The sequence below is a fragment of the Kitasatospora sp. NEAU-69 genome (genome assembly GCF_057158765.1).
In genome coordinates this window covers 358,903-383,747 of record NZ_JBWXUE010000001.1, presented here as the reverse complement: position 1 = coordinate 383,747, position 24,845 = coordinate 358,903, and the positions used below count along the sequence as shown (strand labels likewise).

At 74.5% G+C, this 24,845-nt stretch carries 23 protein-coding genes; 9 read left to right on the top strand and 14 right to left on the bottom strand.

Annotation, left to right across the window (positions count from 1 at the left end; translation table 11 throughout):
- The first annotated feature begins 36 nt into the window (after window positions 1-36).
- Entirely contained in the window at window positions 37-597 is a 561-nt protein-coding gene (locus tag AC060L_RS01605) for a CGNR zinc finger domain-containing protein (RefSeq protein ID WP_483796443.1), read from the top strand.
- 55 nt (window positions 598-652) lie between these two features.
- Window positions 653-1,351: an alpha/beta fold hydrolase gene (locus tag AC060L_RS01600; RefSeq protein ID WP_483796441.1), complete on the top strand. Its 699-nt coding sequence runs from the start codon at window positions 653-655 to the stop codon at window positions 1,349-1,351.
- 63 nt (window positions 1,352-1,414) lie between these two features.
- Here the strand turns inward: AC060L_RS01600 and AC060L_RS01595 are convergent, their stop codons facing one another.
- The 7 genes from AC060L_RS01595 to AC060L_RS01565 form a co-directional block, all read right to left on the bottom strand.
- Entirely contained in the window at window positions 1,415-2,899 is a 1,485-nt protein-coding gene (locus AC060L_RS01595; RefSeq protein ID WP_483796439.1) for an amidase, read from the bottom strand.
- A 75-nt stretch (window positions 2,900-2,974) separates the two neighbouring features.
- Window positions 2,975-3,772 (bottom strand): urease accessory protein UreD, encoded by a 798-nt coding sequence (locus AC060L_RS01590; protein WP_483796437.1) that lies wholly within the window; start codon window positions 3,770-3,772, stop codon window positions 2,975-2,977.
- The gene (gene ureG, locus AC060L_RS01585; RefSeq protein WP_483796606.1) at window positions 3,759-4,511 is read right to left on the bottom strand and encodes an urease accessory protein UreG; all 753 of its coding nucleotides are present in this window, start codon (window positions 4,509-4,511) and stop codon (window positions 3,759-3,761) included. The genes AC060L_RS01590 and ureG overlap by 14 nt, the downstream gene beginning before the upstream one ends.
- Before the next feature lie 28 nt (window positions 4,512-4,539).
- Window positions 4,540-5,241 carry an urease accessory protein UreF gene (locus AC060L_RS01580; protein ID WP_483796435.1) on the bottom strand — a complete coding sequence of 234 codons (702 nt, stop codon included), beginning with the start codon at window positions 5,239-5,241 and terminating at the stop codon, window positions 4,540-4,542.
- Complete coding sequence (locus AC060L_RS01575) at window positions 5,238-7,067, bottom strand: urease subunit alpha (RefSeq protein ID WP_483796433.1); 1,830 nt, start codon at window positions 7,065-7,067, stop codon at window positions 5,238-5,240. The genes AC060L_RS01580 and AC060L_RS01575 overlap by 4 nt, the downstream gene beginning before the upstream one ends.
- Window positions 7,060-7,419, bottom strand: coding sequence for an urease subunit beta (locus AC060L_RS01570; RefSeq protein WP_483796431.1), 360 nt, complete (start codon window positions 7,417-7,419; stop codon window positions 7,060-7,062). Before AC060L_RS01570 ends, AC060L_RS01575 begins: the two co-directional genes overlap by 8 nt.
- Window positions 7,416-7,718, bottom strand: a complete 303-nt coding sequence (locus AC060L_RS01565) for an urease subunit gamma (protein WP_483796430.1) — start codon at window positions 7,716-7,718, stop codon at window positions 7,416-7,418. Before AC060L_RS01565 ends, AC060L_RS01570 begins: the two co-directional genes overlap by 4 nt.
- A gap of 297 nt (window positions 7,719-8,015) precedes the next feature.
- Between AC060L_RS01565 and AC060L_RS01560 the strand changes: the two genes are divergently transcribed.
- Window positions 8,016-8,807 carry a phosphoribosyltransferase gene (locus AC060L_RS01560; protein ID WP_483796428.1) on the top strand — a complete coding sequence of 264 codons (792 nt, stop codon included), beginning with the start codon at window positions 8,016-8,018 and terminating at the stop codon, window positions 8,805-8,807.
- Between the two features lie 168 nt (window positions 8,808-8,975).
- The gene (locus tag AC060L_RS01555; RefSeq protein ID WP_483796426.1) at window positions 8,976-10,430 is read left to right on the top strand and encodes a catalase; all 1,455 of its coding nucleotides are present in this window, start codon (window positions 8,976-8,978) and stop codon (window positions 10,428-10,430) included.
- Between the two features lie 103 nt (window positions 10,431-10,533).
- On the opposite strand, the gene AC060L_RS01550 is transcribed toward AC060L_RS01555, so the two are convergent.
- From AC060L_RS01550 to AC060L_RS01530, 5 genes are all read right to left on the bottom strand, one after another.
- Window positions 10,534-11,154, bottom strand: a complete 621-nt coding sequence (locus tag AC060L_RS01550) for a TetR/AcrR family transcriptional regulator (RefSeq protein ID WP_483796425.1) — start codon at window positions 11,152-11,154, stop codon at window positions 10,534-10,536.
- A 285-nt stretch (window positions 11,155-11,439) separates the two neighbouring features.
- On the bottom strand, window positions 11,440-12,204 hold the full coding sequence (locus tag AC060L_RS01545; RefSeq protein WP_483796424.1) for a GNAT family N-acetyltransferase: 765 nt from the start codon (window positions 12,202-12,204) through the stop codon (window positions 11,440-11,442).
- Between the two features lie 72 nt (window positions 12,205-12,276).
- Window positions 12,277-12,933: an NAD(P)H-binding protein gene (locus AC060L_RS01540; RefSeq protein WP_483796422.1), complete on the bottom strand. Its 657-nt coding sequence runs from the start codon at window positions 12,931-12,933 to the stop codon at window positions 12,277-12,279.
- A 77-nt stretch (window positions 12,934-13,010) separates the two neighbouring features.
- Entirely contained in the window at window positions 13,011-13,793 is a 783-nt protein-coding gene (locus tag AC060L_RS01535; protein WP_483796420.1) for an alpha/beta fold hydrolase, read from the bottom strand.
- Window positions 13,794-14,093: 300 nt separating this feature from the next.
- Entirely contained in the window at window positions 14,094-14,804 is a 711-nt protein-coding gene (locus tag AC060L_RS01530) for a class I SAM-dependent DNA methyltransferase (protein WP_483796418.1), read from the bottom strand.
- A 155-nt stretch (window positions 14,805-14,959) separates the two neighbouring features.
- Here AC060L_RS01530 and AC060L_RS01525 point away from each other — a divergent pair, with 155 nt between their 5' ends.
- The 4 genes from AC060L_RS01525 to AC060L_RS01510 all read left to right on the top strand — a co-directional run bounded on the left by AC060L_RS01525 (window position 14,960) and on the right by AC060L_RS01510 (window position 19,576).
- On the top strand, window positions 14,960-16,144 hold the full coding sequence (locus tag AC060L_RS01525; protein WP_483796417.1) for a PP2C family protein-serine/threonine phosphatase: 1,185 nt from the start codon (window positions 14,960-14,962) through the stop codon (window positions 16,142-16,144).
- A gap of 115 nt (window positions 16,145-16,259) precedes the next feature.
- Entirely contained in the window at window positions 16,260-17,378 is a 1,119-nt protein-coding gene (locus AC060L_RS01520; protein ID WP_483796415.1) for a DegT/DnrJ/EryC1/StrS family aminotransferase, read from the top strand.
- Between the two features lie 26 nt (window positions 17,379-17,404).
- The gene (locus AC060L_RS01515; protein ID WP_483796414.1) at window positions 17,405-18,370 is read left to right on the top strand and encodes an NAD-dependent epimerase/dehydratase family protein; all 966 of its coding nucleotides are present in this window, start codon (window positions 17,405-17,407) and stop codon (window positions 18,368-18,370) included.
- Between the two features lie 69 nt (window positions 18,371-18,439).
- Window positions 18,440-19,576 (top strand): glycosyltransferase family protein, encoded by a 1,137-nt coding sequence (locus AC060L_RS01510; protein WP_483796412.1) that lies wholly within the window; start codon window positions 18,440-18,442, stop codon window positions 19,574-19,576.
- Here the strand turns inward: AC060L_RS01510 and AC060L_RS01505 are convergent.
- Window positions 19,573-20,328, bottom strand: coding sequence for an SDR family NAD(P)-dependent oxidoreductase (locus tag AC060L_RS01505; protein WP_483796411.1), 756 nt, complete (start codon window positions 20,326-20,328; stop codon window positions 19,573-19,575). The genes AC060L_RS01510 and AC060L_RS01505 overlap by 4 nt on opposite strands.
- 8 nt (window positions 20,329-20,336) lie before the next feature.
- Window positions 20,337-21,461, bottom strand: coding sequence for a hypothetical protein (locus AC060L_RS01500; RefSeq protein ID WP_483796409.1), 1,125 nt, complete (start codon window positions 21,459-21,461; stop codon window positions 20,337-20,339).
- Between the two features lie 237 nt (window positions 21,462-21,698).
- Here AC060L_RS01500 and AC060L_RS01495 point away from each other — a divergent pair, with 237 nt between their 5' ends.
- Complete coding sequence (locus AC060L_RS01495) at window positions 21,699-24,779, top strand: LuxR C-terminal-related transcriptional regulator (RefSeq protein WP_483796407.1); 3,081 nt, start codon at window positions 21,699-21,701, stop codon at window positions 24,777-24,779.
- The last annotated feature ends 66 nt before the right edge of the window (window positions 24,780-24,845 follow it).

The window sequence follows — 24,845 nt, the reverse complement described above, 5'->3', positions numbered from 1 at the left end:
ATTCGCCACAAGCGTTACATGCGCTACGTTGACCGCATGCTCCCCTCGAACCACGAGTGGTCCACCCGCCACTCGGTGCAGGCCCTCGCCCTGCGCACCGCAGCGCTGGTCAACGTGCTCACCGACGAGCAGCCCACGGCGGCCGTGGTCGCCGGGGTGCTGCGCGAGCACGGCGAGACCGGTCCGGTCGACCTCGGCGCCCAGGATCTCGCCGAGCTGCGCGCCGCCGCACTGCTGCTGCGCGAGGTCTTCGCCGCCGAGGACACGGACGGCGCGGCGGCCGCGCTCAACCGGCTGCTCCCGCGCAGCGGCGGGCGCCTGCGGCTCACCTCGCACGGGGGCGACAGCCCGTGGCACCCGCATCTGGACAGCGATGACGAAGCCCCCTGGGGCGAGTGGCTGCTCGCCTCCTCCTGCCTGGCGCTCACCGTGCTGGTCTGGGACCGCCAGCGGCCGCCCGGCGCGGTCTGCGCCTCCGACAGCTGCCACAACGTGTTCCTGACCCAGGGCGGCGGCCCGGCCCGCCGCTACTGCTCACGGCGCTGCGCGACCCGCGAGCGGGTCGCCGCCCACCGCCGGACCCACGGCCGGCCCTGAGGGCGGGCAGGGAATGTGGATGCGGTCGCAGGGACTGCTCCACTACGGTGCGGCCATGGCTGATTTCGTACTCGTCGCAGGCGCACGGCTCGGAGCATGGGCATGGGACGACGTGGTGCCGCAGCTGCGTGCGGCCGGCCATGGCGTTCACCCGTTGACGCTGTCCGGTCTCGCCGAGCGGCAGGGTGTGCCCGCCGGGCTGCAGACCCACGTGCAGGACATCGTCGACGAGATCGAGCGCCGGGATCTGCGCGATGTCGTCCTGGTGGGTCACAGCTACTCGGGCATCCCGGTGGGCCAGGCCGCCGAGCGGATCGGTGACCGGCTGGCCCGCGTGGTCTTCGTCGATTCCGATGTTCCGGTCGACGGCAAGTCGTTCCTCTCCGGGTGGCCGGACGGCGGGGCCGCGGTGCTGGCGTCGATCGCCGAGAACGGAGGATTCTGGCCGTCCCCGGCCGCAGCCCACTTCACCGGCCAGGGCCTCACCGACGAGCAGATCGAACGGCTCGTGGGCGGCTCGACGCCGCACCCGGGCGCCACGCTGACCGATCCCGCCGTGCTGGCCCGGCCGCTCGGCGGACTTCCGGCGACCTACATCCTCTGCCTGCTCGCCGGTGATGAGCCGGAGGACGCCGTGGCCGAGCTGCTGACCAGCGAGCACTGGCGGCTGGTCGAGATGGACACGGGCCACTGGCCGATGTTCTCCCAGCCGCACGAGCTGGCGCGGATCCTCCTCGACGCCGCCGCGGAGTGACCACCGGGCCGCCCTGCTGACGGGCGGCCCCGGCTAGGCCTCGACTCCCTCGGCTCCCTCGGCTCAGCCCTGGATCCGGCGCCAGGGCTGGTCCGCCTCCAGCGCGAACGCCAGCTCCAGCAGCGTGCGCTCGTCACCGTGCGCCGCCGAGAGGTGCACGCCGATCGGCAGGCCGTTCGCGGCCGCGCCGGTGGGCAGCGCGATCCCCGGGCCGCCGGCGATGTTGTTCAGCGGCGTGAACGCGACGTACCGGAGCAGCCGTTCCTGCAGCTCGTCGAACGGGACGTTCGGGCTGAGGTGGCCGATCAGCGGCGAGACGTGCGAGAGCACCGGGGAGAGGATCACGTCGTGCGTGCGGAACAGCGACGCGTACGCCTCCGTCGCCCGGCCCAGCCGGCGCAGCGTCCCGGGCGTGCGCAGCATGCTGCGCTGGAAGCTGCGGCGCAGGCCGGTGGTCAGCCCGTCCAGCCGCCCGGCCCGGAAGCTGCGGTCCACCTTGAGCCTGCCGGTGAGCGCGATCAGGAACGCCAGGTAGCCCCAGTAGAGCATGAAGTCCTCGGCGAACTGGGCGCCGAACGGCAGCGAGGCCTCGGTGACCTGATGGCCCATCGCCTCCAGCCGCAGCGCGGTCTGCCGGACGGCGTCGCGGGTCTCCGGGTCGGTCACCGCGATCGGCGAGTCCAGCACCAGGCCGATCCGCACCCGCCGGTCGGACGGCCCCTCGACCAGCCCGAGCGGCGGCAGCGAGGTGTTGCGCCGGTAGCGCTCGGCGGCCGCGAAGAAGGCGGCGCTGTCCCGGACCGAGCGGGTCAGCACGCCGTCGGTGATCAGGTCGATCGGCAGCTGCCGGCTCATGTCGTTGGGCAGCACCCGGCCCCGGCTCGGCTTGAGCCCGACCAGGCCGCAGCAGGCGGCGGGGATCCGGATCGAACCGCCGCCGTCGTTGGCGTGCGCGATCGGGACGGCGCCGGCGGCCACCAGCACGGCCGCGCCGCCGGAGGAGGCGCCCGGGGAGTGCTCCGGACTCCACGGGTTGCGCACCGGGTCGGCGGCGGCGAACTCGGTGGAGGCGTTCAGGCCGAACTCCGGCAGCCGGGTCTTGCCGAGCACGGTCAGGCCGGTGCTCAGGAACTGATCGGTGAAGCGCGAGTTCGCGGTGGCGGGGCGCGGGCGGTAGGCCGCGCTGCCCTGGCCGGTCGGCATGCCGCGCAGGTCGACGTTGTCCTTGAGGTACGTCGGCACGCCGTAGAGCGCGGCGCCGGCCGCGGATGAGAGCCGCGGGTTGCCGTGTGCCGGGAAGGCGACCGGGTTCAGCGAGGGCTGGATCCGCTCGGCACGGGCCGCGGCGGCTTGGGCCAGCTCGGCGGGGCTGACGGCGCGGGACCGGACCAGTGCGGCGAGGCCCACCGCGTCGTGCTCGCCGAGCGCGTCGTCACCGAAGGTGTGCACGCGCTGCTGCGCCGGCTCCGCGGCCCGGCCGGTGCGGTCGGCCCGGTCCGCGCGCTGTGCGCGCTCCGCCTGTTCTGCCTGCTCTGACTGCTCTGCCACGTGGACTCCCTGCCGGTGCGGCGCCCGCCGCGCGCGCGTTTGGTAGACGATCACCGCGATGAATCGCAGTCATGTTTACACAGCACCCTGCAAGTTACTAGACCGTAGCTCCAGCAGGCCGCGCAGTCGCCAGGCGTCGGAGGCAAGCGCCACCCGGAGGAAGGCATCCTCACCGGGAAGCTCCAGGTCGGCGCTGTCACCCTCCGGGTCCGCCGCCGCCTCGGGCGTCCGGTCCGCCGTCCGCTCCGCCGGGCGCTCGGGCAGGGGAACACCGACGCAGAGCAGGTGGCCCGCCGCGCGGTACGGGCCGAGCACGGCCGGGCCGTCCCAGCCGGGGGCGCCGGGGCCGAGGTCGGTCCGCTGGTCGAGGATCAGCCGGTCGGCCTGGCGGACGGTCAACCGGGAGTCGAGTCGGCCCGGGTGGCCGTGCACCGTCCAGTCGTGGTCCCGGCCCAGGACCTGCTCCTCGCGCAGGCGGAGCAGCCCGCCCCGGGCGAGCGTGACCCGGGTGGTCAGCCGCAGGTGGCTGCCGGCGGCCGCGATGACCGGTTCCGGGAGCCAGTCCAGGCAGGCGCCCTCGGCCACTGTGAGGTCCAGCCGGTAGTCGGCCGGGCCGTCCCCCGGCAGGCTGACGGTGGCTGCGACGCTGCCCACGGTCAGCCGCGCGCCGGGGCCGAGCTCCACGCTGACGGCGAGCCGGTCGCCACCGAGCGGCGCGGCCATGGTGCCGACCATCGCGACGTGCGCCGCCGCACTGCTGCCGCGCAACCGGCGCAGCGCGACCGGCCCGGCACCGGCCAGCACCGGCAGCGCGGTACCGCCGCGCCCGTCGGCGACGGCGACGATCCGCACCGCCGGGTCAGCCAAGGCCACGGCCGGGGTCGAGGGCGGGGGCGGGGGCGGGGGCGGGGGCGGGGGCGGGGGCGGGGGCGGGGGCGAAGGCGGGACTCGCGGCCTGCCAGGCCCGCAGCTGCTCGCGGACCCAGGCGGCCACCGGCGCCACCCCCTGCTCCACCGCCAACGAGCAGAAGACCGTCGGGAGTTCGCCGCGCTGCACCTTGGCATCGCGGGCCATCACCGCCAGGTCGGCGCCGACCAGCGGCGCCAGGTCGGTCTTGTTGACCACCAGCAGGTCGGAGGAGGAAACCCCGGGACCGCCCTTGCGCGGGATCTTGTCACCGCCGGAGACGTCGATCACGAAGATCTGCGCGTCCACCAGGCCCCGGCTGAAGGTCGCGGTGAGGTTGTCCCCGCCGGACTCGATCAGCACCAGGTCGAGCGGGCCGACCGAGGACTCCAGCTCCTCGACCGCCTCCAGGTTGGCCGAGATGTCGTCGCGGATCGCGGTGTGCGGACAGCAGCCGGTCTCCACGGCGGCGATCCGCTCCGGCGGCAGCACCGCGTTGCGCAGCAGGAACTCTGCGTCCTCGGTGGTGTAGATGTCATTGGTCACGACGGCCAGCGAGACTTGGTCGCGCAGCTCGCGGCAGAGCGCGGCCACGGTGGCCGTCTTGCCCGAGCCGACCGGCCCGCCGAGCCCGATCCGCAGCGCGCGCGGCCGGCCACCGGCGCCGACGCTGCCGGGCGCCGCCACCGCCACCCCTGCCGGCATCGGCGTGCCGAATTCATCGGTGCCATGGTCACGATGCAAAGAGCTTCACCTTCCAGGAGGCGTGCCGCTCGGCGTACAGATCGAGCAACGGCGCGCAGGCCGAGGGGAGTCGTGCCAGGTCGCCGGTGCGGGCAGCAGCCTGCGCCGTCGCGGTCACGCCGTCGATCGCCGGAGCCAGCCGGGCGAGCAGCCCGACCACCTGGTACGGGTCGAGCGCGAGCAGCCGAACGGCCGCCGTGGCAGGGGCGTTGACGGATTCGTAGGCCGCCGCCGCAGCCGCGTCGGCCGGTCCGAGGCCGGCGGCCAGGGCGGCGCGACCGAGCACCACGGGCTGATGCGCACCGCGCGGATACCGGGCCGCGAGCGCGTCCAGTGCCGGGTCCGGCCAGCAGGCCCGCGCCGCGCGCAGCAGTTGGCGACCGAGGCGGCGGCTGACGGCCCGCAGCACGGGCGACGGGATCCGGGCATCGGCGGCCTCGTCGAGCGCGTCGAGCTCCGCCCCGCCGCACCCGTCGGCGGCAGCCGCAGACGTTGCCACTGCCGCGGCCGCGGCCGCCGCGAGTCCGGCCGACGTCAGCCCGGCCGTGTGCAGCCGGCCGGCCAGAAACCGTTCCAGCGAAGGGATGTCGGTGACCAGACCACCCTTCACCGCCGCCTCCACCCCGCCCGAGTGTGCGTGCCCACCGGCCGGGAACCGGCCGTCGGCGAGCAGCAGCAGGGCGGCGCTCAAAAGAGGAAGTACCGTTGTGCGAGCGGGAGTTCCCTGGCCGGCTCGGGTCTGACCAGCTCGCCGTCGATGGTCACCCGGAAGCTGTCCGGCTCGACCCGGACGTCCGGGCGGGCCGAGTTGTTGACCATCTGCTCCTTGGCGACCGCCCGGGTGTTCCGGATCGCGGTGAACTCCTTGCCCAGACCGAGCTGTTCGGCCAGCCGCTCGGGCAGGCCGTCCTCGATCGCCACCGCCGAGGTGAAGTTGACCGAGTTGGCCGCCGGTGCGCGTCCGATGCCGCCGAACATCGGCCGTGGCAGCAGCGGTTGCGGTGTCGGAATGGACGCGTTGGCGTCGCCCATCTGTGCCCAGGCGATCTGACCGCCCTTGATCACCAGGTCCGGCTTCACCCCGAAGAAGGCCGGGTGCCAGAGCACCAGGTCGGCCAGCTTGCCGGGCTCGACCGAACCGATCTCGGCATCCAGCCCCTGCGCGATCGCCGGGTTGACGGTGTACTTGGCGACGTACCTGCGGGCCCGCCGGTTGTCCGCCCGGCCGTCGCCGGGCAGCGCGCCGCGCCGGGCCTTCATGCAGTGCGCGGTCTGCCAGGTGCGGCTGACGACTTCGCCGATCCGGCCCATCGCCTGGGAATCCGAACTGATGATCGAGATCGCGCCGAGGTCGTGCAGGATGTCCTCGGCGGCGATCGTGCTCGGCCGGATCCGGGACTCGGCGAAGGCCAGGTCCTCGGGGACGGACGGGTTCAGGTGGTGGCAGACCATCAGCATGTCGAGGTGCTCGTCGATCGTGTTGACAGTGTGCGGCCGGGTCGGATTGGTCGAGCTGGGCAGGATGTTGGGCTCGGCGACCACGGTGATGATGTCCGGCGCGTGCCCGCCGCCGGCGCCCTCGGTGTGGTAGGCGTGCACGCCGCGCCCGGCGATCGCGGCCAGCGTGTCGGCGACGAAGCCCGCCTCGTTCAAGGTGTCCGTGTGCAGTGCGAGTTGGACGCCGGTCTGGTCGCAGACCCGCAGGCAGGCATCGATCGCGGCGGGCGTGGCACCCCAGTCCTCATGGATCTTGAAGCCGACCGCGCCGCCGCGCAGCTGCGCGTGCAGGGCCGCCGGGTTGACCGTGTTGCCCTTGGCGGTCAGGCCGATGTTGACCGGCAGGCCGTCGAGCGCGGCGAACATCCGGGCCAGGTGCCAGGATCCCGGCGTGATGGTGGTCGCCTTGCTCCCCTCGGCCGGACCGGTGCCACCACCGACCAGCGTGGTGATGCCGGACGCCAGCGCCTCCTCGGCCAACTGCGGTGCGATGAAGTGCACATGGGCGTCGATCGCGCCCGCGGTGAGGATCCGCCCGTTGCCGGCGATCACCTCGGTCTCCGGGCCGATCACCAGCGCGGGGTGGATGCCGTCCATGGTCTCGGGGTTGCCGGCCCTGCCGATCGCGGCGATCCGGCCGTCCCGGATGCCGACGTCCGCCTTGACCACGCCCCAGTGGTCGAGCACCACGGCGCCGGTGATCACGGTGTCCGGCGCGCCGTCGGCCCGGGTGGTCCGCGACTGGCCCATCGACTCGCGGATCACCTTGCCGCCGCCGAAGACGGCCTCGTCGCCGCCCACGCAGTGGTCCTGCTCGACCTCGATCAACAGGTTGGTGTCGGCGAGCCGGATCCGGTCACCGGTCGTCGGACCGTACAGGTCGGCGTAGCGCTCCCGGGTGACGATCAACCGGCGGTCCGGACGCGCGAGGCCGGCTGACGCGGCCGCCGGGCCGGTGAGCGGGTCCGTCGTCGGGCCGGTGAGCGGGCCGGTGGGCGGGCCGGCCGTCGGGTCAGTCATCGAGGGCCCCGCCGGTCTCCCCGCGCAGCCCGTACACCTCACGGCGGCCGCCGATCGGCACCAGCGCGACCTCGATCGGCAGGCCCGGCTCGAACCGCACGGCGGTGCCCGCGGGAATGTTGAGCCGCAGGCCGCGAGCCGCCGCCCGGTCGAACTCCAGCCCCGGATTGGCCTCGGCGAAGTGGTAGTGCGAGCCGACCTGCACCGGGCGGTCGGCCGCGTTGCGCACCAGCAGCACCGTGACGGGCCGGCCGGCGTTGAGCACCAGGTCACCCTCGCCGTGCAGGATCTGCCCGGGGTGACCGAGCGGGCCGGCCGGCGACCCCTCGCTCGTCGGCTCGCCTGCGGTCACTGGATCGGCCCGTGCACGGTGACGAGTTTGGTGCCGTCCGGGAAGGTCGCCTCCACCTGGACGTCCGGGATCATCTCCGCGATCCCGTCCATCACGTCCGCGCGGGTGAGCACCAGCCGTCCGGACTCCATGAGTTCGGCCACCGTGCGGCCGTCCCGCGCGCCCTCCAGCAGGTGCGAGGTGATCAGCGCGACCGCCTCGGGGTGGTTGAGCCGCAGACCGCGGGCCCGGCGGGAGCGGGCCACATCGGCCGCGACGTGGATCAGCAGGCGTTCCTGCTCGTGCGGAGTGAGCCTCATCTGCGCGCACCTCGGGGGGAGTTCAGATGGTGCGGACACAGCGCTGCGCCGCGTGCGGAACTCCCGGCCGGAGCCGGCCCGCGCACACGGCGGCAGGCGGCCCGCACCCGGGAGGGCCGATCTCGTGGCCGTAACCGTAGCGGAACGGCGCCCCGGTGGGGAGGGCGCCGGTCCCGTGTCGCGGCGGCTGCACGGCGCAACCGGCGCGAACGACGGCGCGCGCTCACAGGTGTGACCCTGCCCGGGGCGAACAAACGCGCAGGCCCGCCGTTGGTGGCAGGCTGGAGGGGCTGGCAGGTGGTGATCACGATGACGGTTTACTACGAGAGCACGCCGCACCGCCGTACCTTCCGCGACCGGGCCGAGGCCGGGCGGCTGCTCGGCGAACGGGTGACCGGCTGGGCGTCGGACGACCCGATCGTGGTCGGCCTGCCACGCGGCGGCGTCCCGGTCGCGTACGAGGTGGCCCGGGTGCTGCGCGCCCCGCTGGACATCCTGGTGGTCCGCAAGATCGGCACGCCCGGCCAGCCGGAGCTGGCGCTGGGCGCCGTCGGCGAGGGCGGCATCCGGCTCTACAACCACGACATCATCGCCGCCCTCGGCATCGGCGCCGCTCAGCTGGAACGGCTCGCCGACGCCACGGCCGCCGAGGTGGCCGAGCGGACCGTCCGGCTGCGCGGCGATCTCCCGCCGCTGGAGCCGGCCGGGCGCGCGGTGGTGCTGGTGGACGACGGCATCGCCACCGGTGCCACGGTGCGGGCCGCGATGGCGGTGCTGCGGCGGCGCGAGGTGAGCGAACTGCTGCTCGCGGTGCCGGTGACCGCGCCGGAGGCGCTGCGGGTGCTCGGGCCGCTCGCGGACGACCTCGTCTGCCTCACTGCGCCCCCCGCCTTCCAGGCGGTCGGCGCGTACTACCTCGACTTCGACCAGACCTCCGACCACGAGGTCCGACGACTGCTGGCGCTCGCCCAGACCGAAGCTCAGTACAAAGCCCGGGGCGAGGCGCAGACCGGGGCGCAGACCAGCGTGCAGCCCGGGGAGCGCGAGAGCGCACCACCCCGGCGCGAAACGCACCAGGACACGCCCTAGCAACCGAGCCCGGGTAGCACAGCGTGCCCGTCCACGGCGTGTGCGGTTGTGGGCGCGGACACCCGGTGATTCAGTCGTATACGGCCCCGTCGGCGGCCCTGCGCGTGCCGCCCCCGAGCACGCGCAGTCTCCGCTGGTACCCCGTACCGCAAGGAGGCAGTTCCCGTCATGTCCGATTCAGCGGTCCCGCACACCACCAACAACGCGGGTGTCCCGGTCGAGAGCGACTCCGACTCGCTCACCGCGGGCCCGGTCGGCCCGATCCTCCTGCACGACCACTACCTGATCGAGAAGATGGCCCAGTTCAACCGCGAACGGGTCCCCGAGCGGGTGGTGCACGCCAAGGGCGGCGGCGCGTACGGCGTCTTCCAGGTGACGAACGACGTCAGCCGCTACACGAAGGCCGACCTGTTCCAGCCCGGCAAGAAGACCGACATGCTGATCCGGTTCTCGACCGTGGCCGGCGAGCTGGGCACCCCCGACACCTGGCGCGACCCGCGCGGCTTCGCTGTGAAGTTCTACACCGAGCAGGGCAACTACGACCTGGTCGGCAACAACACCCCGATCTTCTTCGTCCGCGACCCGATCAAGTTCCAGGACTTCATCCGCTCGCAGAAGCGCCGCCCGGACACCCACCTGCGCGACAACGACATGCAGTGGGACTTCTGGACCCTCTCCCCCGAGTCGGCGCACATGGTCACCTGGCTGATGGGCGACCGCGGGATCCCGAAGACCTGGCGCAACATGAACGGCTACGGCTCGCACACCTTCCTGTGGAGCAACGCCGAAGGCGGCAAGTACTGGGTGAAGTACCACTTCAAGACCGACCAGGGCGTCGAGCACCTCACCCAGGAGGAGGCCGACCACCTCGCCGGCAAGGACCCGGACGCCCACCTGCGCGACCTCTACCAGTCCATCGACGGCGGAAAGTACCCGTCCTGGACGCTGTACGTGCAGGTGATGGAGTTCGACGACGCCTGGAACTACCGGTTCAACCCGTTCGACCTCACCAAGGTCTGGCCGCACGGCGACTACCCGCTGATCGAGGTCGGCCGGATGACGCTGAACCGCAACCCCGAGAACTACCACGTGCACATCGAGCAGGCGGCCTTCGAGCCGTCGAACCTGGTGCCGGGCATCGGGGTCTCGCCGGACAAGATGCTGCTCGGGCGGATCTTCTCCTACCCCGACACGCACCGCTACCGGATCGGCCCGAACTACGCGCAGCTGCCGCCGAACCGCTCGCACGTGCCGGTCTACTCGTACGCGAAGGACGGCCCGATGCGCTTCGACGCCTCGCGGGCGCAGACGCCGTACGCGCCGAACTCGTACGGCGGACCGGCGGCCGACCCCGCGGTCTGGGGCGAACCGCTCGGCTGGGACGTCGCGGGCAAGATGGTCCGCGAGCCGTACCCGCTGCACGCCGAGGACGACGACTGGGGCCAGGCCGGCACCATGGTCCGCAAGGTGCTGGACGACGCGGCGCGTGACCGGCTGGTCTCCAACGTGGCCGGGCATCTGTCAAACGCGGTGTCGGACCCGGTGCTGGAACGCGCGTTCACGTACTGGCGCACGATCGACAAGGCGCTCGGCGACCGGATCGCGGCGGCGGTGCGCGCATAGCGTCCGCGGATCAGCGCACGCTCGCGTGCGAGAACGTGTGCCCGTCCCGGTCCGCCGGGGCGGGCACACGCCGTTTCGCCGTTCAGCGCTGCGCCAGGACGCCTCAGTGCGCCAGGACGGCCTGCACCACCTCGGCCGCGCGCTCCGGGGTGAGGCCGGCCGCGATCAGCGAGACGATCGTCGCGCGCGTCCCGTCGTCCTGCCAGCCACCGGAGTTGACGCTCTCCAGCAGCGCGAAGGTCAGGCTCTGCAGCGCGGTGGCCAGCACCGGCGCGGGCAGTTCGCGGTGGAAGGCGCCGGTGGCCTGACCCTGCGCCAGCACCTCGGTGCAGCGGGCGGAGGCGGGTGCGAGCAGCTCGGCGACCCGCGCCTCGCCGAGGTCGCGGCGGGCCAGCGCGAGCAGCATCCGGTAGCGGTCACCGACCGGCCACATCGCCAGCAGGTAGCGGGCGTACGCCTCCTCGGGCCCGCGGTCCGGCCCGTCGGATTCGGCCAGCGCCTCGTTGAGCGCCACCGAGGCCTCCACGCCGAGCGCGTCCAGCAGCGCGGCCCGGCCCGGGAAGTGCCCGTAGACGGTGCGGCGCACGACCCCGGCCGCGCGGGCGATCTCGTCCAGCGTGGCATCCGGGCGGGCGCCGAGCTCGCGCCGGGCGACTTCGAGGATGCGGGCCCGATTGGAGCGGGCGTGGCTTCGCCGGGGAGCAGCGTCGGCGCTATCCGTCATGACCGGGGCCTCTCTCGGGTGCTCGCAGGACTGTCAGGCACGGTGATCAGCTGTCGCGCAGCGTACACCGCCGGTCCCAACGAGCCATGGTTGCGCGTATGCGCAACTAGGGCCTGTCCGGCGGATCTTGCCGGGCGCACGACGCCGGGCATCCCGCCTGGACGCACGCCCGAATCGTCCAAGTACGTCCAGTACGAGGACGACTCGGGCGCACGCCCAGCCGGGCGCCCAACGCCGCGCGCTGATCCGACAAGATCCGCCGGACAGACCCTAGACGACCGGCCTTCAGACTTCGGCGGATCGCTCTTCGAGCCGGAGGCTGAGCTGAGCGCCCAAATCGCGGAAGCCCAGTGCCCGGGCCACCCTGCGGGAGGCCACCGGCCGTGCCCGCCACTGGGGCAGCAGACCGGCCGCGAGGGCATGGCCGACCGCGGCGGCCGCGGCGGCGCGGGCCAGCCCGCGGGAGCGGTGGGCCGGGTCGGTGAGCACGCTGAGGTGGGCCACGCCGCCGCGCCAGGTCCGGTAGCCGGCGGCGGCGAGCACCTCGGCACCGTCGAGCACCGCGAAGAGGGGCGAGCCGACCTCGTCCAGGCCGCTCTCCGCCAGCTCCTCCTCGCTCACCCGACCGAGCAGGGTCTGAGCGGCGGGATCGCCGACGGTCAGCTCCGCCAGCCGACACCCTGGCGAGTCGAGCGTCGCCGGGGTGAACTCGTCGGCGGCGAGATAGCCAAGGGTCGCCGGGCCGAGCACCTCGGCGATCGGCAGCAGGCCGCCGAGCCGCTCGGGATCGGCGAACGCGGCGGCAACGGGCAGTCCGGCGGCCGCGACCTCACCGGCGGCTCGGCGCAGGCGCTCGGCCGCCGCCTCATCGGGCGCGGTCACCAGCGCCGTCCCGCCGAGCACGACCGCACCCGCCCAACCAGGCGGACAGAGGCCCGAGTCGGGCGAGACGAGCACGGTGACCGCCTCGCGGGTGGCCGGGTAGTCGGTGGGTACGGCGGCCAGGCCGGCCCAGAAGCGCTGGGCCCGGCCGAGTAGATGATCAGTCATTCGCGCATCGTGGCACGGGGAGACAGCGCCGCTCCATCGACTTTCCCGGGCTCCCGGCCCAGGCGCCCGGCCTCAGGCCGCCGCGACCGCCTCCGCGATCGTCAGACCGCCCGCGATCAGCTCCACCGTCCGCCCCGGCAGCGGCGCGGGGTCCGCCAGCAGTGCGGCGAGCACCGCCGCCACGTCCGCGCGCGGGACGGCGCCACGGCCCGTCGAGTCGCCGAGCCGGACCAGTCCGGTGCCCGGCTCGTCGGTCAGCCGGCCCGGGCGCAGCACCGTCCAGTCCAGGCCGGTCCTGGCCCGCAGGTCGTCGTCGGCCGCGCCCTTGGCCCGCAGGTACGCGCCGAAGACCGGATCGGCCCCGTCCACCGCCCGCGCGTCGGCACCCATCGAGGAGAGCATCAGGTACCGCCGCACGCCGGCCCGCTCGGCCGCATCCGCGAGCAGCACGGCACCCGCCCGGTCCACCGTGTCCTTGCGGGCCGCGCCGCTGCCGGCCCCGGCTCCAGCGGCGAACACCACGGCGTCCGCACCCGCGAGCGTCTTGGCCACCGCGGCCACGTCCGCCGACTCCAGATCGAGCTCGACCGGCTCGGCACCCTGCTCACGCAGCTCGGCCGCGTGCTCGGCACGCCGGATCAGCCCGACCGGCCGATCCCCGCGCGCGGCGAGCAACCGTTCCAGCTGTAGCGCGATCTGACCGTGGCCGCCCGCAATGACGATACGCATGCCGCCGAGGCTACCCGGCGCCACTGACGACCGCTCAGGGACGCGCCGCCTAGCGCCCATCGCCCAGCGCTCAGTGCTCAGCGCTCGGCATCGAGGAAGTCCAGCACGAGCGCACTGGCGGTGGCCCGGAACTCCTCGAAGTACGCGTGCCGGGCGCCGGGCAGCAGTTCGAGCCGGGCGCCGGGGATCCGGTCCGCGAGCAGCGGCGCGTTGGCGGTCGGGTTGAGCAGGTCGTCGGTGCCGTGCAGCACCAGGGTCGGCGCGCTGATGGCGGGCAGGACGTCCCAGGCATCGTGTTGGCTGCTGGCGACCAGGTGGCGGCGCTGGGCGTACGGCGGCATACCGGGGTCGCCCACCGTCTGGTACGGGCCCGGATTGGCCGCCAACCAGCCCGGCGTGTACATGAGTTCGAGCAGTGCCCGGCGGGTCGCAACCGGGTCGGGGCCGATCAGCGACAGCCACACCTCGTCGTCCCGCTCGATCGCGTGCGGCCCGCCGGGCGAGGTGCAGCCGAGCACCAGCGCCCGGACCCGCTGCGGGTGCCGGGCGGCGAGCAGTTGGGCCGCCCGGCCGCCCATCGAGGTGCCGTAGACGTCGGCCCGATCGACGCCCAGGTCGTCGAGCACCGCGACCACGTCCTCGGCGAACCCCTCGGTGCTGTACGGCAGATCGGGTTTGTCGCTGGCGCCGGTGCCGCGGTAGTCGAGCGTGATGGTGCTGCGGGTGCCGTGGAAGTCCTCGCGAACGTGGTCCCACCAGTGGTGGTTGTTCGCCTGGCCCGAGAGCAGGACGAGCGGCGCGCCGTCCCCCTGCACCTGGTAGGCGATGCGGACCCCGTCGACGGTCGTGGCGTACGGCACAGCGGTTGTCCCTCCGATCCGATCCCGGCGTCCGCCGGCACTGCCACCCTACGATTCCTGCGCCCGGGGACAACGACCGGGGACGGCGACCGGTGGTCGCCTAGGGCCTGTCCGGGCGATCTTGTCGGATCAGCGCGCGGCTCCCCCAGCCTTCGGGCGCCACCCAGCCTTCGGCCGGGTGGCGCCCGGCTGGGCGTGCCGGCGGATCGTCCTCGTACTGGGCCGTACTTGGATGATTCGCCGGTGCGTCCAGGCGGGATGCCCGGCGTCGCGCGCCCGGCAAGATCGCCCGGACAGGCCCTAGCGGCGACGGCCGAGCAGCAGCCGGCAGCGCGGGCTGCCGTCCTCGCGTCGGCCCAGGCTCTCCAGCGGCGCCGTCGTCACAGTGAAGCCGGCCGCCGCCAGGTCCGCGCGGACCGCGTCCAGCGGGCAGGAGCGGTAGTACATGGTGAAGGGCGGGCGCCAGACCGCGTTGCGCACCCGCATCACCCCGTCGAACCCGGCCAGCGCCCAGTACCAGGGCGACGAGATGCGCGGCGGCGCCACGATCGGGAAGGCGAAGAGCCCGCCGGGCCGTAGCGCGCGGTGCACCCCGGCGAAGAGCGCGGGCCGTTCCGCGGGCAGGAAGTGGCCGAGCGCGCCGAAGCTGACCGCCAGGTCGAAGGCCCCGGCGAACGGCAGCGCCCGCGCGTCGGCCCGCACCCAGCGCGCGCCCGGGTGCGCGCCGCGCGCTTGGGCGAGCATCCCGGCACTGAAGTCCACCCCGGCGACCCGGCCGTCGCAGAGCGGTTCCAGGGCGAGCAGACCGGCGCCGGTACCGCAGCAGACGTCCAGCCCGTCGCCGAACGGCCCGAGCGGGCGCAGCGCCTCGGCGGTGGCGTCGAGCAGCCGGTCGGGAGTGCGGAACGGCGTCCGGTCGAACCTGGGCGCGAGCAGGTCGTAGCCGTGCTCGACCGAGGAGAGCGCCTGAACCGTCAGGTCGCGCAGCGAGGGTCCGTCAGCGGAGAACATCGGCCCAGCCTAGGCCCGCACCGGCGACGCCGAGCCGCCTTCCCGCACACCGGCCGACCACCCACCCGCCACCGGCTGGCGACGTGGAAGTGATCAACCAGGGCATACCGGGATAAACTTGCGCTGTTCGGACCCCGCGCGGAACGGGAACGCGCATGCCAACCACGTCGTCTGCCGCCGCCCGGTCCGGTGCCGCCGCGGGCTGGCCGTGGTACGTCATGGTGACCCCCGGCGTGCTGGTGGTCGCCGGACTGGTGTGGGACGCACTGGCACCGGCCGACTACTGGGGTGATCCGATGATCGCGGCGGCCTGCGTGGTCGCCGGCGCACTCTTCTCCCTGCGGTACACGATCGTGGTCTGCACGGCCATCGTCGCGGGGATCCTGGTGCTGACCGCCAGGGACGGCACCATGGGCCACACGGCCGGCTACCTGGAACTGGCCAACACCCTCTTCGCCGCCGCGATCGGCATCGGCGTCAACCGGGTCATCGCCCGGCACGGACGGCGGCTGGAGGTGGTGCGCTCGGTGGCCGAGGCCGCCCAGCACGCGGTGCTGCCCGACCCGCCCGAGCGGATCGGCCCGCTGACCGTCGCCGCCACCTACCGGGCCGCCCAGACCGAGGCGCTGATCGGCGGCGACGCGTACGCCGTCCAGCAGACGCCGTTCGGCACCCGGGTGCTGATCGCCGACGTCCGCGGCAAGGGCCTGGGCGCCGTGGGCGCCGTCTCGGTGCTGCTCGGCGCGTTCCGGGAGGCCGCCGAGGAGGCCGCCGGGCTGCCCGAGCTGGCCGACCGGCTGGAGCAGTCGCTGCAGCGGGCGGTCGCCGCCAGCGGCGAGGAGGAGTACCGGCTGGAGGGCTTCATCACCGCGCTGCTCGGCGAGATCCCCGCCGACACGGACCAGGTGCGGCTGCTCAACTGCGGCCACCCCGCGGCGTACCTCTTCACCGGCGGCCGGGTACTGCCGGCGCGGCCACCGCAAGTGCCACAGGTGCTGCCGCTGGAGCCGGGTGAGCCGGGGCTGCCGCTCGGCATGGGCCTGGGCCTGCCCCGGCCGGGCCCGGACTGCTGGCCGTTCACCGTCGGCGACACGCTGCTGCTGCTCACCGACGGCGTCACCGAGGCCCGCGACGCCGCGGGCGCCTTCTACGAGCCGCACCGCCGGCTGTCCGGGCGCGGCCCGTTCGAGCGGCCCCAGGAGCTGATCGACTCGCTGATCGAGGACGTCGAGCTGTGGACCGGCGGTCCGCGCGACGACGACATGGCCATCCTCGCGGTCACCCGGCACCGGCCGGCGAGCCCCGCGCTCCAGGTCGAGCCGCTTGCTCCGCTCGGGTAGCTTTTATGGCTATATGCCAGGTTTTTCCCTATCCGCTGGGTAAGCGTGAGCTGAGCCCCCGGCAACCGCCCGGGGCCGTGAGCTGTCCGCCGAGCGTCGGAGGTGCCGGGTGGGAGTGCCCGCAGCGCGAGTGGTCTTCGCGGAGGACGACCTGTCGGCAGCGGCCGACGCGGTCAAGGATGTGCTGGCCGGCGGCGCGCTGACGCTCGGGCCGTACACCGAGCGCTTCGAGGCGGCGTTCGCCGCCGCGCACGAGGTGCCGCACGCCGTCGCGGTCACCAGCGGCACGGCCGCGCTGGAGATCGCGCTGCGGACCGCCGAGGTGGCCGGCCGGGAGGTCGTGGTCCCGGCCAACACCTTCTACGCGACGGCGGCGGCGGTGCTGCACGCCGGCGCCAGGCCGGTCTTCGCCGACGTCGAGGCCGCGACCTTCGCGGTCACCCCTGCCTCCGTCGAGGCGGTGCTCACCCCCGCCACCGCCGCCGTCGTGCTGGTCCACGTCGGCGGGCTGATCACGCCCGAGGTGCACGCGCTGCGCCGGCTCTGCGACGCGCGCGGGATCGTGCTGATCGAGGACGCCGCGCATGCCCACGGCTCCAGCTTCGAGGGCCGGTTCGCCGGGACGTTCGGCACGGCCGGCGCGTTCTCGTTCTACCCCACCAAGGTGACCACCAGCGGTGAGGGCGGGATGCTGGTCACCGCCTCGGACCGGTGGCGCGACGAGGCGCGGATCTACCGGGACCAGGGCAAGGGCTCCTTCAGCACGAACCACCACGTCCGCGAGGGCTACTCCTGGCGCCTCAGCGAGGTCAACGCGGCGATCGGCGAGATCCACCTGCGCCGGCTCAAGGAGTTCGTCGAGACCCGCCGCGAGGTCGCCGCGCGCTACACGACCGCGCTCGCCGGCCTGCCCGGTCTGGAGCCGGTGCCGGAGCCGGCCGGCTGCCGGAGCAACTTCTACAAGTACATGGTGCTGCTGCCGCACGGGGTGGACCGCGCGCGGTTCAAGGCCGAGGTCTCCGACCGGTTCGGCGTACGGCTGCCCGGGGAGGTCTACGACCTGCCGCTGCACCACCAGCCGGTGCTCGCCGACTACGCGGACGGGCCGCTGCCGGTGGCCGAGGACGTCTGCGCCCGGCACATCTGCCTCCCGGTCCACTCGGACATGCGGGACGACGAGGTGGACCAGGTGCTCGCCGCGCTGTCCGCCGTGCACGCCGATCTGATCAACTGACCGATCATCCGAGCTGAGGGGCTGTCATGAGGGCTGTGGTCACCGGAGGATGCGGATTCATCGGTTCGCACGTCGTCGACCGGCTGCTGGCGGCCGGCCACGAGGTGGTCGTGATCGACAGCGCGCCGGCCGGCGCCGGGGCGTGCGGGAGCACGGTCGGCGGCCCCGGGGCCGGCACCGCGAGCCACGTCCGGGCCGACATCCTGGACGTGCCCAAACTGACCGCCGCGATGGAGGGCAGCGAGGTGGTGTTCCACCTCGCCGCGATGGCCGACGTGGACCAGGTCGCCCTCGATCCGGTCCGGTCCACCCGGCTGAACGTCGAGGGCACGGTCTGCGTGCTGGAGGCCGCGCGCCGCAGCGGCTGCGCGCGGGTCGTGCTGGCCAGCACCGTCTGGGTCTACGGCGCCGCGGCCGGCGAACCGGACGCGAGCGACGTCGAGCTGACCGAGGACGTCCCGTTCGACGTCCAGCGCGCCGGCCACCTCTACGTCGCCGGCAAGCTCGCCGCCGAGCTGGCGGCGCACAGCTACCACGACCTGTACGGCCAGCACTACACGATCCTGCGCTACGGGATCCCGTACGGACCGCGGATGCGCGACGAGCTGGTGATCGCCCGCTTCGTGCACGCCGCGCTGGCCGGCCGGCCGATCACCATCGCCGGGGACGGCAGTCAGACCCGCAACTGGGTCTACGTCGAGGACCTCGCGGAGGCGCACGTGCGCGCCCTCTCCCCCGCCGCGCAGGACCAGACCTTCGCGCTGGAGGGGGACACGCCGGTCTCGATCCGCGAGGTCGCCGACACGGTCGGCGAGCTGCTCGGGCCGCTCACCGTCGAGCACGCACCGGCCCGGGCCGGCGACTATGCGGCGCGGGCGATCTCCAACGCGAAGGCGAAGCGGCTGCTCGGCTGGTCGCCGAGCACCTCCTTCGCCGACGGCGTCAGCCGCTACATCGACTGGTACCGGTCGCTCGATCCGGAGCGCGGCTAGGGCTTGTCCGGTTCTGAGCGCGCTGACGCGACGTCCGGACGGGACGCGCCGTCCTGAGGGGAGGTCACCGTGCCGCACGCGCTGCTGCTCTCCGGCTCGCTCGGCCAGGGCCACGACGTGATGGCCCAGGCCTGCGCGGACTCGCTGCGCGACCGTGGCTGGACCACCGAGACGGTGGACGCGATGGGCCTGCTCGGCTCGGCGGGCGGCGCCGCCGGCGAGGCCGTGTTCCGCCGGATGCTCGCGGTGCCCGGCCTCTACGACGCCTTCCACTTCTCCGCGCTGCGGCCAGGCAGCCCGATCGCGATGCTCGCCGAGACGGCCGCCCGCACCCGGCTGGTGCCGAAGGTGCGCGAGCTGCTGGAGCGGCGGCCGGCCGAGCTGGTGGTCTCGGTCTTCCCGACCGCCGCGGCCGCCGTCAACCAGCTGCGCGAGGACTGGCCAGCCCTGCGCCACGTCGTCTTCTGCACCGATGTGACGCCGCACCGGCTCTGGGTCCAGGACGGTACCGACCTCTTCCTGGTCACCTCCGAGGTGGCGGCCTGCGCGGTGCGGCGCTACCGCCCGCAGGCCCGGACGGCGGTCGTCCCGCCACCGCTGCGGGCCGGCTTCTACCGCCCGCCGTCCCGCGCCCGGGCCCGGGCCGAACTGGGCGTTCCCGCGCGGGAGCAGTGCGTGCTGCTGATGTCCGGCGCCTGGGGGCTCGGGCCGGTCGCCGAGACGGCCCGGGCGCTGGCCGCCGCCGGGCCGCACGTGCTGGCCGTCGCGGGCCGCAACGCGCGGCTCGCCACCCGGCTGCGCGCGGCCGCGGGACGCGAGCCCCGGCTGCACGCGTTCGGCTACACCGAGCGGATCCCGACCCTGATGGCGGCCGCCGACCTGGTCGTCACCAGCTCCGGGGACACCTGCAGCGAGGCCCGCGCACTGGGCCGCCGCCTGCTGCTGCTGGACGTCGTACCGGGGCACGGTCGGGACAACCTCCAGCACGAACTGGAGCTCGGCCGGGCGGACGTGACCTCGGCGGAGCCGGCCGACGTGGTGCGGGGCGCGCTCGCAGCCCTCGCGGTCGAGGCTGACGGGGTCGGTGGGGTGGGTGGTGTGAGTGGTGTGGATGGGGTCGGGCAGCAGCCGGTGCCCTCGCGGGAGCCGTGGGAGCGCGCCTTCTCGACCGCCCTGGCCGGCCTCGCCCTCGCACACAGGCCCTAGCGGTCGAAGCGGTCGGCCAGCTGTCGGAACAGCGCCGGGGCCGTCCCGTGCAGCCACTCGGGCACCCGCAGCCAGCCGGGCACCATGCGCTCCTCCCGGCGGCCGGTCAGCAGGGCCAGGACGGCCTCGGCGATCCGCTCCGGCGGGACCGGGCGCGGGCGGTCCCGGTGGTACGGGGTGCCGCGGCGGCAGAAGTACGGCGTGTCCACCGCCCCCGGCAGCACCAGCCGGACTCGCACGCCGGTGCCGCGCAGCTCGTAGCGCACGCTCTCCGCGAACATGCACAGCGCCGCCTTGGTCGCCGAGTACGCGGCCTCCTCCCGCACGCCCACCCGGCCCGCGATCGAACCGGTCAGCAGCAGGCACCCGCTGCCGCGCTCGACCATCGCGGGCAGCAGCAGCCGGGCCAGCCGCAGCGGCGCGGTCAGGTTGAGCGTGACCATGTGGTCGAGCAGGTCGAGCGGCATCCCGGTGAACGGCCCGCGCCAGCCGACGCCCGCGTTGGCGATCAGCGCGTCCACCTGCCCGGTCACCCCGAGCGCGCGGTGGGCGAGCTCCGACGGGCCGTCCGGCTGTGCCAGGTCGCCGGGCAGCGCCGTGCCGCCGATCCGCTCGGCGAGCGCGGCGAGGCGGGCCGAGTCCGTTCCGGAGAGCAGCGGATGCCAGCCGGCGCGGGCCAGGCGCACCGCGGTCGCGGCCCCGATGCCGGAGGAAGCGCCGGTCACCAGGGCGACCGGCCTGCGGGTAGTCATCGGCGCGGTCACCGGCCCGGCCACGGCGACCAGCCCTCGCCGGCCTCCGCCGCCTCCGCCGCCCCTGCTGCTCCCGCTGCTCCCGCTGCTCCTGCTGCCTCCGCCGGACCGGCGTCAGCGGGCAGAGCGGATCGTCCTCGCTGCGGCAGTTCGTGCGTCATGGGCTCCGCCTCGTCGGTCCGGACCAGGTGCCGGCCCTCGCCTCGGCCGGTGTCGTCACGTCGCCACCGTCGCACGATCGGTGATCGTCCGCGCGCCGGTCCGGCCGCGCCAGGGCCGCCCGGTGGCGTGCTCGCGGGCGCGGGTGGCGTCAACTCGATCTCGCCGAACCGGGAAAGGACGAAGGCGCCGCCGATCGCGATCAGACAGCCCAGCACCGCCACCCAGGCGAACCCGGGCCGCGCGGAGTCCCCGAGCAGCGTCACCCCGACCACGCCCGGCCCGACCGTCTCGCCGACCACCACGGCGGCGGTCGCCACGGTGACCCGGCCGCGTTGCAGCGCCACGGCGTAGCAGAGGTAGCCGCCCAGGCCGGCCGTGATCAGCGCATAGCTCGCGACATCGGTGGCGAGCGCCGCGAGGGAGCTCGGGTGCAGCACCCGGACGCACACGTTGACCAGGCCGAACGCCAGACCGGCGAGCAGCCCGAGCGCCGCGGCCACCGGCTCGCCGCGCCGGTGCGCGAGCGGCAGCGTGAGCAGCAGCACCGCACCGCTCGCGGCCAGCAGCCCCAGGTTGAAGGCCGGTCCGACGGCTCGGTGGCCCTCGGCCCCCGCGCTCGCCGCCAGCATGACCAGGCCCACGACGACGGCGACGATCCCGGCGACGTCGGCCCGCCCCAGCCGTCCGCCGAGCATCCGCGCGGCCGCGATCGCGGTCACCGCCAGGCTCGCACTCGTCACCGTCTGCACCGCGAAGAGCGGCAGCCGGTGCAGCGCCACTACGACCAGGGCGAAGCCGAGGATGTCCAGCAGCGTGCCGCCGAGGAACCGCCGGGAGCGGGCCACCCGGGCGAGCAGCCGCAGGCCGGGGCGGTCCTCCTCGGGCAGCTCCCGGGCTGCCCGGGCCTGGATGACGGAGGCGAAGCCGTAGCAGAGCGTGGCGAGCAGAGCAGTGATGAATCCGAGCACCATGGTTCCCCCTCGGCGGGGCAGGACGGTCGGGCGGTCGGCGGCCCACGGCGGCTGATCGTTCCCCAGTCTTCACCTCGGACGGGGAAGCCGCAGCGCAACAGCGCCCGCACCGGCGCCGGCACCGCGCGCCCGGCGCCGTCCACGGATCTGACGGGCCACCACGCCCTCCGCCCGACCGGCTTCTTGACCCTCGGACCGTGTCGGGGTGTGTCGTCGGCGGCCGCTACCCTGCCGTTCATGTCTGACGATATGCGCGGGAGCGGCACGCTCCGCGCGGGTTCCACGGCGCAGGCGGACCGGTCGGCCGGCCTGCTCCGCTCTCCGGCCGACGCTGCCGCCTCCGTACTCCCAGCTGCCACGGCTCACCCGGCAACCGCGACGCCACCGTCGCTCGCCACGGTGCCGACCACCGACAGCAGGCCGGCGGCACTGAGAGCGGCGGCGCCAGGAGCGGCGGCGCTGGGAACAACGACCGGAGCACCGATCGGAGCAGCCGCCGGACCGGCGACCGGAACCCGGCGGCTGGTCGGGCGGGAGGCCGAGGTCGAGGCGCTGCTGGCGGCGCTCGCCAGGCTCAGGACGGGCGCCGGGCGAGCGATCGCGCTGGTCGGGGAGCCTGGCATCGGCAAGAGCGCACTGGCGTTCACCGCCGCGGCGCACGCGCGTGCCGCCGGCATCATGGTGCGCGCCGCGCAGGGCGAGTTCGCGATCGCACCCACACCGCTGGGCGGCCGCCCGCTGCTGGACGAGCACTGTGACCTGTCCCAGGCCGTGGCGCAGGGCAGCCCCGCCCTCGCCGCCCTGGACGACCTGCACCTGCTCGCCGCCGACCAGGTCGCGGGTCTGGAGCGGCTGATCCACACCGCCGCGACCGGTCCGCTGCTCTGTCTGCTGGCCTACCGCCGGCGCCAGCTCTCGCCCGAGCTCGCCGCCGTGCTCTCCCGCGCGGCGACGACGGGCCTGCTGGAGGTCTGGCACCTCGCACCGCTCTCCCGGGAACAGGCCGGGGAGCTCCTCGGCGGATCGGCCCCGGCCCCGGGCTGCGAGCCCGCCGATCTCGACAGGGTGCACCGCGAGAGCCTCGGCAATCCGCTGTACCTCAAGGTCCTCGGCGCCGGCAGCGAGGCACACGAGGAGGCCGGCACCGCGATCCTCGGCGAGCTGGCCGGCCTGGAACCCGCCGCGCTCACCGTGGTGCAGGCCGCCGCCGTGCTCGGCGAGCCGAGTCACCCGGACCTGCTGGCCGCCGTCGCAGGCCTGTCGCAGGCGCAGACCCTGACCGCCCTGGACACGCTCACCCGCCGCGACCTGGTGCGGGCGACCGGCACCACCGCGCAGCTGGCCCTGCGCCACCAGGCGGTCGGCGAGGTCGTCTACCGGCGGCTCCAGCCCAGTCTGCGGCTCGCCCTGCACCGCAGCGCCGCGGCGGCGCTGGCCACGTGGGCGGCGCCGATCGCGCGGCGCGCCCACCACATCGCCCGGGCCGCCGACCCGGAACAGGCCACGACCCTGATCGCAGCCGCCCGCGACACGCTGCACACCTCGCCCGTCCTCGCGACCGAGCACCTCCAGGCCGCGCTGTCCGTGCTGCACGAGGACGCCCCGCACTGGCACGAGGCGCAGGTGCTGCTCGCCCGTGCCCGGCTGCTGACCGGCGACGCGTCGGAGAGCCGGGCGCTGCTCGACGCGCTGCGCCCGGCCGCGCCCGGGCGCCCACCCCAGGACGCGAGCGCGCTGGCCGACGCGAGCCGGGCGGCCCGGCGGCTCGGCCTGTTCACCGAGGCCGGGGCCATCGCGCGCGCCGGGCTCGTGGTGCTCACCGACGGCAACTCGGCGACGGCTGCCGCGCTGCACGCCGAACTGGCCGAGTACACGTACGACCTTCGGGACTTCGCAACCTCCCGGCAGCACGCCGAGACGGGTGTGGCGATCGCTCGCCGCCACCACGACCGGCCCGGTGAGGCCAACGCCCTCGCCCAGGCCGCCCTCGCCCACCTGTTCACCGCCGACCACGCCGCGGCCGAGGCCATGACGGCCGAGGCGGCCGAACTCATCGACGCCACCTCCGACGCCACGCTGCTGACCAACCTGGAGGCGGTCTACCAGGTCGGGACGACCGAAGGCATGCTGGGCCGGCTGGCCGAGGCCGAACGGCATCTCGTCCGTGGGGTGGCGCTGTCCCGGCGCACCGGGCAGACGTACATCCAGCCCGCGCTGCTCATGACCCTGGCCAACACCCGGCTGCGGGCCGGGAAGCTGAGCCGCGCCCTGGAGACCTTCGACGAGGCCACCCGGCTCGCCGAGAGCGCCGGGAACCCCGCGACCCGGGCCTGCCTTGCGGCGCTCCGCGCCGAGACCCTGCTGTGGCGGAACAGCGCCGAGGACCTGCGGGAGGTGCTCGCGCAGGCCGAGCACGCGGCGCTGATCGCCGAGCGCCAGACGACGGCCTGGGCCGTCAGCATCCGCTGCTTCCTCACCGAGATCGTGCTGCTCACCGGCGATCCGGCCCGCGCCCGCTGGCAGCTGCTGGACACGGCCGGCGGACCGGAGCTGCCCCGGCTCGCGCTCTGGCGCAAGCCGCGGCACTGCGACACGTTGGCACAGGTAGCCGAGGCCGAGGGTGACCGGGCGTCGGCCGAGCACTGGGCGCAGCTCGCCGAGAGCAGCGTGGCGCAGCTGCCCTCGGTGAGCCGGCGCGGTTTCGCGCTGCGCGCGCGGATGCGGGCCCAGGCCATGAGCGGGGAGACCGAGCCGGCCCTGCGCAGCGCGCGGGCAGCGATCGCGGACTTCACCGCCGGCGGTGAACGCATCGAGGTGTGCCGGACACTGCTCGCGGCGACCACGCTCGCACTGGACGCCGGGCGGACCGACGGACCGACCGACGGGCGCGCCTCCGGGCAGACCGAGGGCCGGGCAGACAGCAGCGCAGACGGCCGGGCGGACGAGCTCGGCGGCTGGCTGGACCGGGCCGCCGTGCTGGCCGAGCAGTGCGGCTCGCTGCGGCTCGCCGAGGAGACCACCCAGCTGCGCGACCGGCTCACCGCGCAGGCCGCCGACAGCGGCCGTACCGGTCACACCGCTCCCACCGGCCCCGCCGTCACGCTCGGCCCGCCGACCGTGCTCACCACCCGTGAGCAGCAGATCGCCGAGCTCGCCAGCACCGGCCTGACCAGCAACGAGATCGCCGGCACGCTGTTCCTCAGCGTGCGGACGGTGGACAGCCACCTGGGCCGGATCTACCGCAAGCTCGGCGTGTCCAACCGTGCGAGCCTCACCCGGACCATGCTGGGGCCAGGCGAGGCACCGGGCGGCCGCTGAAGCCGGCACGGCCGCGGGCGGGCGCGGTGGCCGGGGAGGGACGCCCTCAGGCAGGCGTCCCTCCCC